The organism is Flavobacterium piscisymbiosum (assembly GCF_020905295.1).
GTDB classification, from domain to species: Bacteria; Bacteroidota; Bacteroidia; order Flavobacteriales; family Flavobacteriaceae; genus Flavobacterium; species Flavobacterium piscisymbiosum.
Map to the genome: position 1 here is coordinate 1,337,160 of NZ_JAJJMM010000001.1, position 17,648 is coordinate 1,354,807.

Annotated in this window: 11 protein-coding genes; 9 read left to right on the forward strand and 2 right to left on the reverse strand. The window is 35.6% G+C overall.

The window, feature by feature from the left end; all coding sequences use genetic code 11:
* Positions 1–48 precede the first annotated feature (48 nt).
* Entirely contained in the window at positions 49–1,104 is a 1,056-nt protein-coding gene (locus LNP81_RS06095) for an aldose epimerase family protein (RefSeq protein WP_230034237.1), read from the reverse strand.
* A gap of 102 nt (positions 1,105–1,206) precedes the next feature.
* Here LNP81_RS06095 and LNP81_RS06100 point away from each other — a divergent pair, with 102 nt between their 5' ends.
* From LNP81_RS06100 to fsa, 3 genes are all read left to right on the forward strand, one after another.
* Positions 1,207–2,205, forward strand: a complete 999-nt coding sequence (locus LNP81_RS06100; protein ID WP_230034239.1) for a GntR family transcriptional regulator — start codon at positions 1,207–1,209, stop codon at positions 2,203–2,205.
* 661 nt (positions 2,206–2,866) lie between these two features.
* Positions 2,867–4,921 carry a transketolase family protein gene (locus tag LNP81_RS06105; RefSeq protein WP_230034241.1) on the forward strand — a complete coding sequence of 685 codons (2,055 nt, stop codon included), beginning with the start codon at positions 2,867–2,869 and terminating at the stop codon, positions 4,919–4,921.
* Between the two features lie 9 nt (positions 4,922–4,930).
* Complete coding sequence (gene fsa, locus LNP81_RS06110) at positions 4,931–5,587, forward strand: fructose-6-phosphate aldolase (RefSeq protein ID WP_230034242.1); 657 nt, start codon at positions 4,931–4,933, stop codon at positions 5,585–5,587.
* 502 nt (positions 5,588–6,089) lie between these two features.
* Here fsa and LNP81_RS06115 read toward each other — a convergent pair.
* Complete coding sequence (locus LNP81_RS06115) at positions 6,090–6,779, reverse strand: NUDIX hydrolase (protein ID WP_230034243.1); 690 nt, start codon at positions 6,777–6,779, stop codon at positions 6,090–6,092.
* Between the two features lie 554 nt (positions 6,780–7,333).
* Between LNP81_RS06115 and LNP81_RS06120 the strand changes: the two genes are divergently transcribed.
* The 6 genes from LNP81_RS06120 to LNP81_RS06145 all read left to right on the forward strand — a co-directional run bounded on the left by LNP81_RS06120 (position 7,334) and on the right by LNP81_RS06145 (position 17,624).
* Positions 7,334–10,378 (forward strand): SusC/RagA family TonB-linked outer membrane protein, encoded by a 3,045-nt coding sequence (locus LNP81_RS06120; protein ID WP_230034244.1) that lies wholly within the window; start codon positions 7,334–7,336, stop codon positions 10,376–10,378.
* A gap of 30 nt (positions 10,379–10,408) precedes the next feature.
* A complete protein-coding gene (locus LNP81_RS06125) occupies positions 10,409–11,971 on the forward strand; it encodes a RagB/SusD family nutrient uptake outer membrane protein (RefSeq protein WP_230034246.1) in 1,563 nt (520 codons plus the stop codon).
* A gap of 213 nt (positions 11,972–12,184) precedes the next feature.
* Positions 12,185–13,195, forward strand: coding sequence for an arabinan endo-1,5-alpha-L-arabinosidase (locus tag LNP81_RS06130; RefSeq protein WP_230034248.1), 1,011 nt, complete (start codon positions 12,185–12,187; stop codon positions 13,193–13,195).
* A gap of 61 nt (positions 13,196–13,256) precedes the next feature.
* Positions 13,257–14,804 (forward strand): alpha-N-arabinofuranosidase, encoded by a 1,548-nt coding sequence (locus tag LNP81_RS06135; protein WP_230034250.1) that lies wholly within the window; start codon positions 13,257–13,259, stop codon positions 14,802–14,804.
* Positions 14,805–14,816: 12 nt separating this feature from the next.
* Positions 14,817–16,442: an arabinan endo-1,5-alpha-L-arabinosidase gene (locus LNP81_RS06140; RefSeq protein WP_230034252.1), complete on the forward strand. Its 1,626-nt coding sequence runs from the start codon at positions 14,817–14,819 to the stop codon at positions 16,440–16,442.
* Between the two features lie 231 nt (positions 16,443–16,673).
* Entirely contained in the window at positions 16,674–17,624 is a 951-nt protein-coding gene (locus LNP81_RS06145; RefSeq protein WP_230034254.1) for a glycoside hydrolase family 43 protein, read from the forward strand.
* The last annotated feature ends 24 nt before the right edge of the window (positions 17,625–17,648 follow it).

Sequence of the window (17,648 nt, forward strand, 5' to 3'; positions counted from 1 at the left end):
ATTGAAATGGTATTATCTTGTAATTTTTGAACTTTTCTTTAAATAGTATTAGTTTATAGTTTCGAATTTATAAACTGTTTTTTGATGGTATTCTTCGCCTTTTTTCAAAACCGAATTTGGAAAATGTTGCTGATTTGGTGCATCCGGAAAATTTTGAGTTTCAAAACAAATTCCGCTTGTTGTATGATATTTTATATTTTCTTTCCCTGTTAATGCATCAGAACATTTACCGCCCACATATACATGTACACTTGGCTGATCCGTGTAAACGCTCATTTGCAAGTTGTTTTTAGCACTGTATAATTTTGCTACAGCATTATTTGTAGGTTCAACCACAAACGAATTATCAATAATGGCAGGGCATTCTTTTGTGGTTCTAAAATCGAAATCATGATCAGCAAGAGCCGTAAAATTTCCGCTAGGAATATTATCTGAATCTGTTTCTAACATTTTTTCAGCATCAATAAACATAGTCTGATCCAGAACATTCCCGTCATGACCATCAAGATTAAAATAACTATGATGCGTTAAGTTGATAACCGTATCTTCTGTAGTGGTTGCTTTGTATTCCAGCTTCAGTTCGTTCTCTTCGGTTAAAGTATAAGTTAAATCAACGTGTAATTCTCCGGGAAAATTTTCATCTAAATCTTCACTCAAAAGACTCAACGTAATCGACGGATTATCGCCTGAAGTAATATTGGTAACATTCCAGACTTTTTGTCCAAAACCAACAATTCCGCCATGCAATGTATTTCCGTTGTTGTTAATGTTGAGCTGATAGGTTTTATCATTCAACTTAAAAATACCTTTACTAATTCGTCCTGCATAACGGCCAACAGTGGTCCCGAAATAAGGAGCGCCTGATAAATTATACGAAGCCAGATACGATTCTAAAGTATCAAAACCCAAAACAACATCAACAAGCTGACCGTTCGAAACCGGAATTTGTAATGAAGTTACAGTAGCACCATAATTAATGACCTGAACTTTCATTCCGTTTTTATTACTTAATTCAAAAGAAAGAATTTCTTCCTTATCGGGCATTAAACCAAATGATTTAGATACAGATTCGTTTTGAAAATGCGATATATGTTTTATTTCCATACTATTTTTGCCAAAAGTGAAATCCAAAAATAGAAACATTATTTACGTTTGCATACCAGTACCTACCAGTTTTTTGTATATTGCACCAAAATTTCCTTTTTTATGAATATTATTTCGATTCAAAACAACATTGGTTTGCCAAAATATAAGCAGATAATTCTGTCAATAGAAAAAGCAATCGAAGAAGAAAAACTGGTAAAAGGCGACAGGCTTCCGTCTGTAAATAAAGTTTGTCTGGCTTTTTCATTATCCCGTGATACCGTTTTATTAGGATACGATGAACTCAAAAAAAGAGGTATTATTTACGCCATTCCAGGCAAAGGATATTACGTGAAAAGCGTTGAAACTACTATAAAACAAAAGGTTTTCTTATTATTTGATGAATTAAATAGTTTTAAGGAAGACATCTATAATTCGTTTTTGCAGCATATTGGAAAAAATGCTCAGGTCGATATTTTCTTTCATCATTTTAATGTTCCCGTTTTTCAGAAACTCATAAATGACAGTAACGGAAATTATACAAAATACATCATCATGCCGACCAACTTAAACGATGTAGCCAAATTGATAAAAACCCTACCAGTAGGCGAAGTTATCATACTGGATCAGACCAATCCGGATCTGAAATTGTATCCCGCAATTTATCAAAATCATGAAAAAGATATTTTTGAAGGATTGCTTAAAGGAAAGTCGAGACTGGGTAAATACGAAAAGTTGATTCTGATTTTCCCAGGATTCAGAGAACCACTCGGAATGAAAATAGGGTTTGAAGCTTTTTGTGCCCAATATGATTTTGAATACGAAATCATCACTGAATTTACCAACCGCGAAATTACTTTAGGCGATTTATACATTATCCCAAACGATCGTGATCTGGTACGCGTAATTGAAAAAGCAAGAGACCAAAACCTAAAACTAGGAATCGATCTTGGAATTATATCCTATAACGAAACGCCATTAAAAAAGATTGTCGCCAACGGAATCACCACAATTTCGACCCATTTTGAAACAATGGGAAAAATTTTAGCCGATATGGTCCTTAAAGGAAAGAAAGAACAAATAGAAAACAAATCCTCTCTTACGATGCGTAATTCTTTGTAAAGATTTTTTATTTTTTTTTAGGAGCTAATCCCGCACCCGAGCCTGAAAGTGCGAATTGGCGAAGCAATCCGTTTCAATCTTTTCCTGGCTAAAGAAGCCAGAAAAAGGATTTCCACTTCTATCGGGGCTAGGGCACTCGTTTTCATAAGACGATTTAACGTCCAATTTGTCATCCTGACGAAGGAAGGATCACACAAGTAATTCGACAAAGATTGGCGATTTTGTTTGCGGAGTTTCTAGTGTGATCCTTCCTTCGTCAGGATGACAAGATTGTGGTTATGAACAAATAAAAAAAGAATAAAAAATCCGTTTTTAATCCGCGTTTTTGCGAAGCAAATCCGTGTCATCCGCGTGTCATGACAAAGACATACGCTATTTAATTTTCAATCTCCCGTTAAGGTTTATTTTATTTAATAAACCAATATCTCACAATAAAAACCAATAATCTATCAAATCCCTAATTTTTTAATTAAAAAAATAACGAAACAATTTTTTTGCTTTTGTGGAATTATTTTACATACATTTGTAAATGTAAATTTTACACTTATTATTTGTTTTGATTTTGCTTTATAAAAGTAGGATATGTTCTATTTTGAAATTTAGTAAAAACCAATACAAATCTGCTATTAAATAAACCAACCAACTTGAAATTAACTTAGAAATGAATAACAAAATAGACCAATTATCGGCAGATAATATAAGAGCTTTGGCTATTTCGATGGTCGAAAAAGCAAATTCCGGTCATCCCGGAGGATCTATGGGGGGCGCAGATTTCATGCACATTCTCTATTCTGAATATTTAAAATACGATCCTAGTGATATGAACTGGATTTTCAGAGATCGTTTTTTTATGGATGCCGGACATCTTTCGGCTTTGATGTATGCACAATATCATTTACTGGGCAATTACGAAAAAAAAGATCTTGAAAATTTCAGGCAATGGGGTTCCGTAACTCCCGGACATCCTGAAATTGATGTAAAAAGAGGAATCGAAAATACGTCCGGACCATTAGGCCAGGGACATGCCATGGGCGTTGGAGCTGCCATTGCAGCTAAGTTTTTATCAGCAAGATTCGAAAATTTATTCGATCATAAAATATACGGTTTTATTACCGATGGTGGTGTTCAGGAAGAAATTTCGCAAGGAGCCGGAAGAATTGCAGGACATTTAGGACTGAATAATTTTATCATGTTTTATGATTCGAATGATGTACAGCTTTCGTCGATGACAGATGAGGTTACAACCGAAAATACGGCCATGAAATACGAATCATGGGGTTGGAAAGTAATTACTATCGATGGTCATAATCATACTCATATTCGTTCAGCATTAAATGCCGCTCACGCCGAATTAGAAAGACCAACCCTAATTATTGGTCGCACCATAATGGGAAAAGGATGTGTAACGGCCGACGGAACGATGTACGAAGGACAATGCGAATTACACGGAAAACCTATTGGTGCTACAAAAGCCAATTTCGAAAAAACATTACTGAATTTAGGCGCAAATCCTGAAGATTCATTTGCTGTTTATAAAGAAGTTGAATCACATTATGCAGCAATTTTAAAAAATAAAACAGAAGAAGCGGCGAATCGAAAAATACAAATTTCGGCCTGGGAAAAACAAAACCCAACATTAGCCGAAAAGATAAAACAGTTTTTTAACGGAGATTTACCTGCATTGGATTTTAGCACAATTGCTCAAAAAGCAAATGCCGCAACCCGCGATGCATCGGCGGCAGTTTTAGGATATCTGGCCGAAAATGTAGAAAACATGATCGTGTCTTCTGCTGATTTATCGAACAGTGATAAAACAGATGGTTTCCTGAAAAAATCATCGGTTTTGCAGAAGAATAATTTTAGCGGAGGATTTCTTCAAGCTGGTGTTGCCGAATTAACGATGGCAGCAATTGCCAACGGAATCGCGCTTCATGGAGGAGTTATTCCGGTTGTAGCAACATTTTTTGTGTTTTCAGATTATATGAAACCGGCAATTCGTTTGGCGGCGATTCAGGAGTTACCGGTAAAATATGTCTGGACGCATGATTCTTTCCGCGTAGGCGAAGATGGACCAACGCACCAGCCCATCGAGCAGGAAGCGCAAATTCGATTATTAGAGAAAATTAAAAACCATTCCGGAGATCAGAGTTTACTGGCTTTACGTCCTGCAGATGCTGTAGAAACTTCTGTGGCCTGGCAAATGGCACTCGAAAATAAAAAAACACCAACAGGATTAATTCTTTCGAGACAAGATATCAAAGATCTTCCAACCAACGGAAGTTCAAGATTTGATGAAGCTTCTGAGGCAAAAAAAGGAGGTTATCTGGTACGATCAAATCCAAATCCTGATATCACTTTAATAGCAAACGGATCTGAAGTCGCAACACTTATCGAGGCTGCAAATGAACTGGAACAAAATTTTAAATTAAAAATAAATGTAGCTTCTATTATTTCAGAAGGACTTTTCAGATCTCAGTCTGCGGAATATCAGGAAAGTGTTATTCCAAAAGATGCTTTGGTTTTCGGACTTACTGCCGGACTTCCGGTTAATTTAGAAAACCTTGTTGGCAGTAACGGACAAGTATTTGGTTTAGACCATTTTGGATATTCGGCTCCGGCATCCGTTTTAGATCAGAAATTTGGATTTACAAGCGAAAATGCCCGTAAAGAAATCCTGAAATATTTAGAAAATAACAATTACAATTTATTAAAATAATAGAAAGACATGAAATTTTTTATAGATACAGCAAACTTAAAAGATATTAAAGAAGCCAATGATTTAGGTGTTTTAGATGGTGTAACCACAAACCCTTCGTTGATGGCAAAAGAAGGAATTACCGGAGCCCAGAATATTTTAGATCATTATATAAAAATTTGCGAATTGGTTGATGGGGATGTAAGTGCCGAAGTAATCTCGACCAATTTTGAAGGTATGATTGCCGAAGGTGAAAAACTGGCTGCTTTGCATCCGCAAATCGTGGTAAAAATCCCGATGATAAAAGATGGTGTAAAAGCAATCAGGTATTTTTCGAATAAAGGAATCAGAACCAATTGTACTTTGGTATTTTCTGCAGGTCAGGCTTTATTGGCTGCAAAAGCCGGAGCAACTTATGTGTCGCCATTTATTGGCCGCTTAGATGATGTTTCGACTGACGGAATGGTGCTTATTGAAGATATCAGGCTGATTTATGATAATTACGGTTACGAAACCCAGATTTTAGCAGCTTCTGTTCGTAACGTAATGCATATTATCAATTGTGCAAAAATAGGATCAGATGTTATTACCGGACCATTAAGTGCCATCGAAGGTTTATTAAAACATCCTTTAACAGATATTGGTCTGGCCACTTTCCTTGCTGATTATCAAAAAGGAAATAGTTAATTAGAAGACTTTTTTGGGCCACGGATTTAACGGATTAAACTGATTGTCGCAGATTTAAATTTAATGGATAGCTCAATTAAAATTTATCATACCAGTTCAATTGATAAATAAAATAACTGCAAAGATCTGTTTGTTCCAAATCCGTGACCAAAACTTAAAATAATAATTTTGTTAGTTTTTAATAGTAGTTTTTTTGAAGAAAAAACCCTGAAAGTTTGTGGCTTTCAGGGTTTTGTTTTTTATAATATTATAAGCCCACGGATGGGGTGGATGATACGGATTGACACAGATTTTTTAATTTTTAATTCGTCCTATTTCTGAACGAAACTAAGTAATATTTTTGATCTTTTTTCTCTCGCAGATTTAGCAGATTTAGCAGATTTTTTTTCTAATTATTAATCTGCCCGATTTGCTAAATCTGCGAGAGAATTTTTAGAATTCTCTCTAAAAAAAATCAGTGAAAATCAGTTCGATCAGTTAAAACCCGTGGCCTAACCACTTTTTACAAATTCAATACAAAATCATTCAGTAATTTCTCTTCGTATTTTTCTTTATTAAAAGTATACAAGTAAGATCCTTTTCGGGAAGACTGCATATCTTTTTCATCTAGTTTATTCAGGATTTCTAAAGAATTAATCTTGCTGATAAAATTACGTTTGTCTAATTCTTTACTCAAAATAGCTTCGTATAATTCTAACAACTGACGCATGGTAAACTTTTCAGGCAATAATTCAAAACCAATTGGCTTGATCGAAGTTCTGTAACGAAGTCTTTTAATGGCGTTTTGTACCATTTCGTTATGGTCAAAAATTAAATGAGGCGCATCGGTAATACTAAACCATTGTGCATGATAATTTTTAATAAGCTCAGCATTATGATTTTCGATATTAATCAAGGCATAATAAGATACAGAGATAGTTCTTTCGACAGGATCACGATCGATTTCGCTGTAAGCATATAGTTGCTCCATATAAATATCGTTTAAACCTGTATACGTATTTAAGATTCTGATTGCAGCATCATCAAGTACTTCATCTCGTTTTAAAAAACCTCCAATCAAAGACCATTTTCCCTTTTCAGGCTCAAAGTCTCTCTTGATCAAAAGGATTTTCAACCCTTCACTGTCGAATCCAAAAATGATACAATCTACTGCTAATAAGACTTTATCTGCAGAACTATAACTGTTTAGCATATTCAATTTTTTATTGGTAAATATATAAACTTCCTAATACGTTTCATAATTTATTAATGTAGTTTTTACACTTAATAAATACATCTTTTTCAAGAAGTTCAATAATGAGTTTTTTAAAGTCAAATTTAGATCACAATTTATCTTTTTCAATCGTTTTCGGAACAAAAAAGGTTTGATTTTCTCAAAAAACAATCTGTCTGTCGAATTTTAAAAGAGCCTAAACAGGATTTTATTTACAAAAATAACAAATTTTTGTGCTTCAAAAAGCCAATAATCAACTCATTTGTGAAATTTTCTTAAAGCTTATTTTTTTGAGTAAAAAGTTGCTTTTTTATAAAAAGTGTTGATTTTACACAAATTACAGTTCAAAAACGCTCTTTTTTTGAAATAATATCAATTTTTAAATGTTGTTTTTACACTTAATTTATGATATGCGTTTTTTTTACCTCCTTTTTTTGTCATATTAATTTGTTTTTAAGCTTTTTTTTTATTTAAATTTACAAATGTAAAATTAACACTTATAATTATACACTAACCAACTTAAACTAACCAGTATGATAACAAACCAAAAATTATTTTTTTATTGCAATTTTTTATTGCCAAAAAAAGAATGGCTTTTAGCATTACTTATGCTATTATTTTCCGTTAATCAAATGTCGGCTCAAGACAAAGTGATTACCGGAGTTGTTACTTCGGCGCAGGATAAACTGCCTTTGCCGGGAGTAAATGTTTTAATAAAAGGAACCAAAACAATTTCAACTACAGGTTTCGACGGAGAATATTCGATTAAAGCATCTCCAAACGATATTTTGGTCTTTTCGTTTATAGGATTTCAGAATCAGGAATTAACGGTAGGAAACCAATCTAAAGTAAATACTACTTTAAGCGAAGACACCAATAAACTAAATGAAGTAGTAGTTGTCGGATACGGTACACAAAAGAAATCTAATCTTACAGGTTCAATAAGTGTAGTGGATATGGAATCAGCTAAAAAGACGATCACTTATGATCCTGCAAAAATGCTTCAAGGCCAGGTTGCTGGTGTTACAGTACAGTCATCAGGAGAACCCGGAGGCTTTGTAAATGTAAAAATTAGAGGTATAAATTCATTTACAAACAACAATCCTCTTTTTGTTATTGACGGAATGATCGTTGATAGCCCGAATGATTTTGCACCTGGTGATATCGAATCAATGCAGGTTTTAAAAGATGCTTCTTCAGCAGCTATTTATGGTGTTCAGGGGGCAAACGGGGTTGTAATTATTACTACTAAAAAAGGGAAGAACGGAAAATTAGATATAAAATATAAGTCATTAGTCGGGCTTCAGAATGTGGCTAAAACATGGGACTTGACTGATAGAGCTGGATACCAAAAAATAACAACAGCTGCCGAATTAAATGCCGGATTAACTGTTGCTCCCGGAAATGACCCAACGAGTCCTTCTTATATAAAAAATGTAAATACAGATTGGCAAAAAGAAGCTTTTCAAACTGGGATTGTCCAAAATCATTCGCTTACCCTTAATGGAGGAGCTGAAAATTTAGGATACAATATGAATGTTGATTATTTTAAAAATACCAGCTATTTAAATTCTCCACAAGATTATGAAAGATTGTCAACCAATTTAAATTTATATGGTAAAAAAGGAAAATTTAAATATGGTTCTAAGATAGGTTATACACAATCTGACAAAGAGAATTTCAACGAATATAATGCAGGTCAATCAGCGATTGTTGATTTGTTGGGCGCTATTCCAACAATGCCGGTTTATGATCCAAACAGACTTGGCGGTTACGGTGGTACAGATGTTTTAACGCAAAGAGCCATTTCGATGAATGTAATTGGGTTTAATAATTTAATAACGAATAACGGAAAAAGAAATCGTTTCATTGGAGATATCTGGGGAGAACTTGAAATCGTTAAAGGACTTAAATATAAACTAGATGTAAGTTATGATAGATTAGATTGGCAAAACAGAAAATTTAATCCACCAAGCAATTTAGGGTGGTATTATATTACTACAAATGAGAAATCTGCATTAGATCTTGAAACCGGAAATCAGACAAGAACATTCCTGAATAATTTATTGACATATGAAGTTTCGCTTGGAAAGCATAAAATTGATGCTTTAGGCGGATGGATTCAGGAGAAAAAGGATTTTTATAAACTATGGAATAAAGGTGTTGGCTATACGCCGGGAGAGATCAGTCAACTTCAATATGCTGATTCAAGAGATGGAGGAGAATATAAAAGTACGGTTACGAATATTTCGTATTTAAGCCGATTAAATTATTCTTACGATGATCGTTATTTTATTACTGGAAATTTCAGACAAGATAAAACATCACTTTTTAGTGAAGAAAATAATACCGGTAATTTCTACTCTTTTTCAGGAGCGTGGAAAATTAGTAATGAAAAGTTTATTCACTTACCGGAATGGTGGAATACTATTAAAGTTAGAGGAGGTTATGGTATTTTAGGTAATAATACGATTGGTGCTTATGGCTATTCTCCAACTATTAATGCTTTTGCAGGATACGACTTTAATAATAAATTAGCACCTGGAACTACAGTAATTAGTGCCATTGATCCAAATGTTCACTGGGAAGAAACTTCAACTTCGAATGTAGCTCTTGAGTTAGGATTTTTTAATAATGATTTACAAGTTACAGCAGAATATTATCAAAAAAAATCAACAGATTTACTAATTGGAGTTCCGTTGCCTTTTTCAACGGGAGCGTTCCCTGCAAATGTTGTAACAAATGCCGGAGCAGTTAGAAATAGCGGTTTAGAATTTACAGCAAGTTATAACAACAATCGCAATAAGTTTAAATATAACATTTCGGCTAATTTAGGAACTTTAAAAAATAAGGTGTTACAAATTGGTTTAGACGGAAATCCTATTTATGGAGCAGCGTCAAAAACAGAAGTGGGAAGATCTATTGGTGAACTTTATGCTTATGAAACGGCAGGGATTTTTCAGAATGCGGCTGATTTAGCAGCTTCGCCAACACAAACGAATGCAGGTGTTGGAGATCTTAAATTTAGGGATGTAAATGGTGATGGAAAAATTACAGATGCAGATAGAACTTTTCAGGGAGTTGCCATTCCAAAATACAGTTACGGACTTAATTTTAGTGCTAATTACAAAAACTTTGATTTCTCTATGTTTTGGCAAGGAAGCGGTGGGAACAAGGTATTCAACGGATTGTACCGTAATTTAATGGCAGAACAATACGGAAACAGTAGTGTTGATGCATTGAATTACTGGACCCCAACAAATACAAACACAAATGTGCCACGTCCGATTATTGGAGATCCAAATGCAAACGCAAGAGATTCTAACAGATTTATTGAAAGTGGCGATTATATCAAATTGCAGACATTAGAAATCGGGTTTTTAATTCCAGTTCCTAAAGATACTTTTATTCAGAAAGCAAAGATATTTGTTAATGGGCAAAACTTATTGATTATTAGTAAATACAAAGGTTATGATCCGGATTTTAATTACAATGATGGATTATTTTCCAGAGGATACGATGCGGGATCTTTCCCTAATCCAAGAACAATTTCTATGGGTGTTGAAGTAAATTTTTAAAACTAGCCTAATCAATTAAAACGTATTAAAATGAAATATAAAATATTTAACTATATAACGGTTTTCTTTTCAGTAGCCGTGTTAACAACAAGTTGTGTTGATAATGAAGATTTACTTCAGGTTGATCCAAATGTTGAAACGGCAGCATCATTTTGGAAAACAGATGAGGATGCGATTGCAGGTATAAACGCTGTTTATAGTAGTTTATTAACAGATGGTACTTATATGCGTAGTACGCCTTTATTATTAGATGCAAGATCTGATGATGCCCGTACCAATAGTCCATGGCCATCTATGTACAATGTTGGGCATTTCAACTCAAATGTTGCGGATGCAGCAATTTACGGCTGGGCTTACGAAACCTATTATCAGGGAATTTACCGTGCCAATCAAGTTTTGGCAAATGTTCCAAATATCGAAATGACTAATGCGGCGCTAAAAAGCAGAATTTTAGGGCAGGCTTATTTTTTGAGAGGACTTTACTTATTTCATGCAGTAAACATGTTTAAAAACGTGCCGGTTCCAACAAACATTGCAGTTAAATATCCACAGAAAACAGAAGCAGAAGGTTGGGCACAAGTCATTGCAGATTTTACAACTGCGGCTGAGTTATTGCCTACTTCATACGCTAGTGTTTCAGGTTTAGATAGTGGGGAGGCAGGACGCGCAACAAAAGGAGCAGCTCTGGGGTACCTGGGAAAAGCTTATTTGTTTACTAAGGATTTTGATAAAGCCAAAGCTACTTTCAAGCAAGTTATTGACTTAGGTGTTTATTCGTTAGTATCAAACTATCGCGATAATTTTACTACTGCTAATGAAAATAATTCAGAGTCACTTTTTGAAGTACAAATGAGTAGAGAGGCTGGAGGCGTTGCATTAGGCTGGGGAGGTATTCCGGCTTCAAATTGGGGAAAAACTTCAGCGCGCGCTATTACTTATGCAGCAAGAGGTTTTGGATGGACAGATGTTCAGCCTTCATTTGCATTATTCAATGAATTTCATGAGGAGAAAACTCAATCAGGAGATCTGGATCCTCGTTTAGATGCCACGATATTTTACAATAAACCAGGCGGAATGAAATTGTATGGACAAGATTTTGCAACTTACTATGAAAAAAGCCCAGCTGATTTGAATGATATATTTTGTAGAAAATATCAAAATTCAGATGGAGAATTTGAAAGTGAAATGGATTGGCGTTCCGGAATCAACGAGCGTTTGTTGCGTTATGCAGATATTCTTTTGATGTATGCCGAAACTTTAAACGAAACAGGTGATACTCCCGGAGCATACGGATATATTCAGATGGTAAGAAACAGAGTGGGTCTTCCGGATTTAGCAACAGTAAAACCAAATATGTCACAAGCTCAAATGAGAGAACAAATAGGACACGAAAGATTCCTGGAGTTTCCTCTTGAAGGACACCGTTTTGATGATATTCGTCGTTGGGGATGGTTGCAGGATGCAACAAAACTAGCTTGGTTAAAATCGAGAGATGCAGAATTTAATTCGTACGCACCAGGAAGAGAATTTTATCCAATTCCGCAATTAGAAATGGATAATAATCCGGGAACAACACAAAATGACAGTTATTAAGTTTTAAGTTTTAAGTTTTCAGTCGCAGTTCGCAGTCTCAGTCTAAACTGAAAACTGTGACTGCGAACTGAGACTAAAAAAGAATTTATTTTGAATTAGTTAGAATACCTAATATCATGTAAGGGCCTAAAAACCTTTACATGATATTATCTTAAAAACAGAAATTGAGATTGCAGAGATATAATAATTACACCTTAACTAAAATTATAACCAATGAAAACAATTACAAGTTTAGTTTTATTAGCAGTATTATTAGCAAGTTGCCAAAATGAAGATCTTATAAATTCTTCAAATGAGGACGCAGCCGCGGCTGTAGACACTCAGAATTCTCAAGTAAAAAACTTAACAGCCAAAACCGTTACAGGAACAGTTCCGTCACACGATCCAAGTACTATTGTAAAAAGTGGCGTAAACTATTATGTATTTACAACAGGAGATAATATACCCATGACGTATTCAACAAATCTAACAAGCTGGACTTGGGGAACATCAGTATTTACTTCGACTCCAGGTTGGATCACAGGATATGTACCCGGTTTTGTAAAAACATTTTGGGCGCCAGATGTTGCCTGGTTCAATAATCGATGGAATATGTATTATTCATGCTCCACTTTTGGTTCTGCAACATCAGCAATTGGGTTGGTAACTGCTCCGGCGATAAGTGCTTCGGCAGGAACAACCTGGACAGATAGAGGCGTAGTGGTTTCATCCTCATCATCTTCAGATGTGAATGCAATTGATCCTTCAATTTTAGTAGACGGAAGCAATGTTTATATGGCATATGGTTCCTGGCATGCCGGAATTGGAGTCATCCAGATTAATCCGTCAACAGGAAAAACGACAGGAAGCAAAACGATTGTTGCCGGCGGAAGTAGTGCAAGTTGGGAAGCGCCTTGTTTAATAAAAGAAGGAAGTTATTACTATATGTTCGTAAACCGAGGTAGTTGTTGTAACGGCGTAAACAGTACGTACTATATTGTAGTAGGTCGTTCAACAAGTCCGTTTGGGCCATATGTTGATAAAAATGGAGTCAATTTAAAGAATCGCGGCGGAACAACAGTTTTAGCAACGCAAGGAAATTATATCGGACCAGGTCATTTATCCAGAATTGTTGGAACTCAAAAAGGATCAGTTCATTATTATGATGGAGCAGACAGCGGAAATCCAAAACTCGAAATTGTATATTTTACATGGTCATCAGGATGGCCATCACTTTCTTATTAAAAATACTATTTAGAGGAAGGTTTCATGAAGCTTTCCTCTTTATAACTTATAAAAACACATTATGAAAAAAATACTTTTAAGCACATTTCTTTTTACCCTTTTCAGTCAGGTTAATTTTGCTCAAAATCAAACGACGGTTGTCACTATTAAAAATAACGCTGATGCGCCAACAATCGATAAAAACATTTACGGGCATTTTGCAGAACATTTAGGACGCTCTATTTATGGAGGTTTTTTTGTGGGAGATACCTCAAAAATTCCAAATACAAAAGGAGTTAGAAATGACATTGTTAAAGCTTTAAAAGAATTAAAAATTCCAAATTTAAGATGGCCGGGCGGATGTTTTGCCGATACTTACCACTGGAAAGACGGAATTGGACCACAACAGGAAAGACCAACAATTGTAAACAAATGGTGGGGCGGCGTAACCGAAGATAATAGTTTCGGGACACACGATTTCCTTAATATGTGTGAACTTCTTGGTGCAGAACCTTATTTGTCAGGAAACGTTGGAAGCGGAACCGTTCAGGAATTGTCTGATTGGGTTCAATATACAAACTTCAGCGGTAAAAGCCCAATGAGTGATTTACGTAAAAAGAACGGAAGAACAGAACCTTGGAAAGTAAAATTCTGGGGAATTGGAAATGAAGCCTGGGGATGCGGAGGAAATATGACAGCAGAATATTATGCTAATGAATACCGCAAATATGCCACTTTCATGTCAGATTGGGAAAACACGGGCGGAATTACGCGCATCGCATCAGGATCAAACAGCGCTGATTATAACTGGACAGAAGTTTTAATGAAAAACATTCCGATCAATATGTTGGGTGGAGTTGGGGTACATCATTATGCTGTTATCGATTGGGGTAAAAAAGGCGACGGTGTAAATTTTACCGAAGACGGCTATTTCCATACCATGCAATCGGCTTTAAAAATGGAAGAATTGGTGACCAAACATGCTGCGATAATGGACAAATACGATCCGGAGAAAAAAGTAGCCATGATTGTAGACGAATGGGGAGCTTGGTACGAAGTCGAAAAAGGATCAAATCCTGGATTTTTATACCAACAAAATACCATGAGAGATGCAGTTTTAGCCGGAGCAACGCTTAACATTTTCAACAATCATGCTGACAGAGTTCGTATGGCAAATTTAGCACAATGTGTAAACGTTTTGCAAGCGGTAATACTTACTGATAAAGCAAAAATGATTACAACGCCAACGTATCATGTTATGAAATTGTACAGTGTTCATCAGGATGCTAAATTATTACCAGTCAATTTTCAATCACCATTATACACTTTCAACGGAGAATCACTTCCGGCAGTTTCTGCTTCGGCATCAAAAGACAAAAGCGGATTGGTTCATATTTCTTTAGTAAATGTAGATGCTAAGAATAAAAATAAAATAGAAATAGATGTCAATAATCTGGGCGTGAAAAATTTCACAGGAACTATTATAACATCAGCTAAGTTACAGGATTATAATTCATTCGATACTCCAAACAAAATTGTACCAACAGTTTTTAAAGGTTTCGAAAATAAAAAAGGAAAATTAGAAATCACAATTCCTCCTTTCTCTGTAGTAGTATTAGAAGGAAAATAACAAGCTAAAAAAATGAAAAAATCAAAACATATAATAAAAATAGCCTCGTACTTAGGGCTGCTTTTATTTGTTTTTGCTGCAGTGAGCTGTTCAAAAGATGATCCTGCAACAAATGAAAATCCTGATCCGCCAGTGGTTGTTGATCCTCCGGTAGTGACGCCCGCTTTTCCGGGACCAACTTACGCAGATAATTATACGGCATTATCCAGTTGGGGAAGCCGAGCACAATGGAATCTTGCCAACGTACATGATCCATCTGTAGAAAAATCGGGAGAGTATTATTATATGTACCAAACAGATGCTTCTTATGGGAATGCAACAGATGGTCACGGACATTTTTTTTACAGAAGATCGAAAGATTTAATCAACTGGGAATTTATGGGATCGTCAATGACCGAAGCTCCGGCTTGGGTAAAAGATTCTTTAAACAATAAAAGAGCCAGAATGTCTCCTGCTTTACCACCCATTACCAATCCTAATTATGGATATTGGGCGCCTTGTGTTCGAAAAGTGGGCAATATTTACAGAATGTATTACAGCATTGTAGTGACGAATCCTATTGTAGGAACAGACACGAATACTTCCTGGACAGAACGCGCTTTCATTGGCTTAGCCGAAACAACTGATTTAGCATCTAACAATTGGGTCGATAAAGGAATGGTCGTTTGCTCTGAACCTGATGGCGTAAAAAGCTACGTTCGAAACGGAGGAAACGATTGGGATGCGTATTTTAAATTCAACGCCATCGATCCTAGTTTTATTCAGACTCCTGAAGGCGATCAGTATTTAATTTATGGTTCATGGCATTCCGGAATCGCAGCTTTAAAGCTTAATCCGGCAACAGGAAAACCAGACAAATTAAAAACAATTGACGATTACGGAGTACGAATTGCAGGACGCGGCAACGTAAATTCAAACCGTTGGCAAGCACTCGAAGGACCTGAAATTATTTATAATCCGGATACTCAATATTATTATTTGTTTTTGGCTTATGATGAATTATCAGTTGCTTATAATACACGTGTAGCACGTTCAAAAAATATCTTAGGCCCTTACCAAACCATTACCGGAACCAGTATTACAAACGGAGCCGATTGTTTCCCGATGTTGACTCATCCCTATTCTTTTAAAAATCATACAGGCTGGGTTGGAATTTCACATTGCGGAATTTTCCAAAATCCAGAAACCAAACAATGGTATTACGCATCACAAGCACGTTTGCCGGAAGGAGTTCCGGGAATTGCAGTTTCGAATGCGGTAATGATGGGACACGTTCGCGGTATTCAATGGACAGAAGATGGATGGCCGGTTGTAGAAGCAGAACGTTATGCGGGCGTACCGGCAACAACGATTTCTGAAGCTAGTTTTATTGGAACTTGGGAACAAATAACCATGAATTATCAATATAAAACCATTCAAAAATCAGTTACCGTTTATTTAACCGCAGATAAAAAAGTAAGCGGAGATGCAAATGGAACATGGTCGTATGACAGTGCAAAAAAAATCTTAACTGTAAATGGAGTAAAATGTAACGTAACCGATGCCTGGGATTGGGAATCAGCCACAAGAAAAGTGACTTTGAGTTATTCCGGTTTAACGTCAGGCGGATTGCCGGTTTGGGGTAAAAAAGTGAATTAAAATTATTTTAAACACATAGAAACATAGTTTAACAAATCGCGAAAAGACGTTTCACTTCAAATAAATCGCATAGCTATGTGTATTAAAACTAAGTGAAACGCCTTTTTCAACACAAAGAATTCTATGTCTCTATGTGTTAAAATAAAAGCCACAGATTAAAGGATTAAAAGGATAAAAAATCTGCCTGATCTGCAAAATCTGCGAGAAAATATAATGTGTAAAATAATCATAATGAAAAATATAGTATCACTTTTAGTTTTGCTTGCCTTCTGTCAAACAGTTCAAAGCCAAATTGATCCAACAAAATTCAATAATCCCATTATAAAAGATCAATATACAGGAGATCCTGCGGCATTGGTTTATAAAGATAAAGTCTATTTATACGCTGGTCATGACGAAGCTCCAAACGATTTTAATTTTTATAAAATGAACGAATGGGTAGTATATTCTTCTTCAGATATGAAAAAATGGGAATCACATCCTGTACCCTTAAAAGTCAGTGATTTTGCATGGGCGAAAGGTGATGCATGGGCTTCGCAGGTAATTGAAAGAAACGGAAAATTTTATTGGTATGTAACCGTTGAGCACGGTTCAGTACACGGGAAATCAATTGGAGTTGCGGTTTCAGACAGTCCAACAGGACCTTTTAAAGATGCTCTTGGAAAAGCCCTGATTACAAACGACATGACCAAATTTACGGACATAAGTTGGGACGATATCGATCCAACGGTTTATATCGATACTGATGGTCAGGCCTATTTATTTTGGGGAAATACAGCTTGTCATTATGCAAAATTAAAAGAAAATATGACTGAAATAGACGGAGAAATTCATCACATAAAACTTCCAAATTTTACCGAAGCACCTTGGATTCACAAACATAAAGACTGGTATTACTTATCGTACGCTTATGAATTTCCGGAGAAAATTGCCTATGCGATGAGTAAGTCAATTACTGGTCCGTGGGAGTTTAAAGGAATTTTGAATGAAATCGCCGGAAATAGCAATACCAACCATCAGGCGATAATAGATTTTAAAGGACAATCGTATTTTATTTATCACAACGGAGCGTCAATTCCACACGGAGGAAGTTTCAGAAGATCTGTTTGTGTCGATAAATTGTATTATAACAAAGACGGAACAATGAAACGCGTGGTGATGACATCAGAAGGAATTCAGTAATTTTTAGTTTTCAGTCGCAGTTTT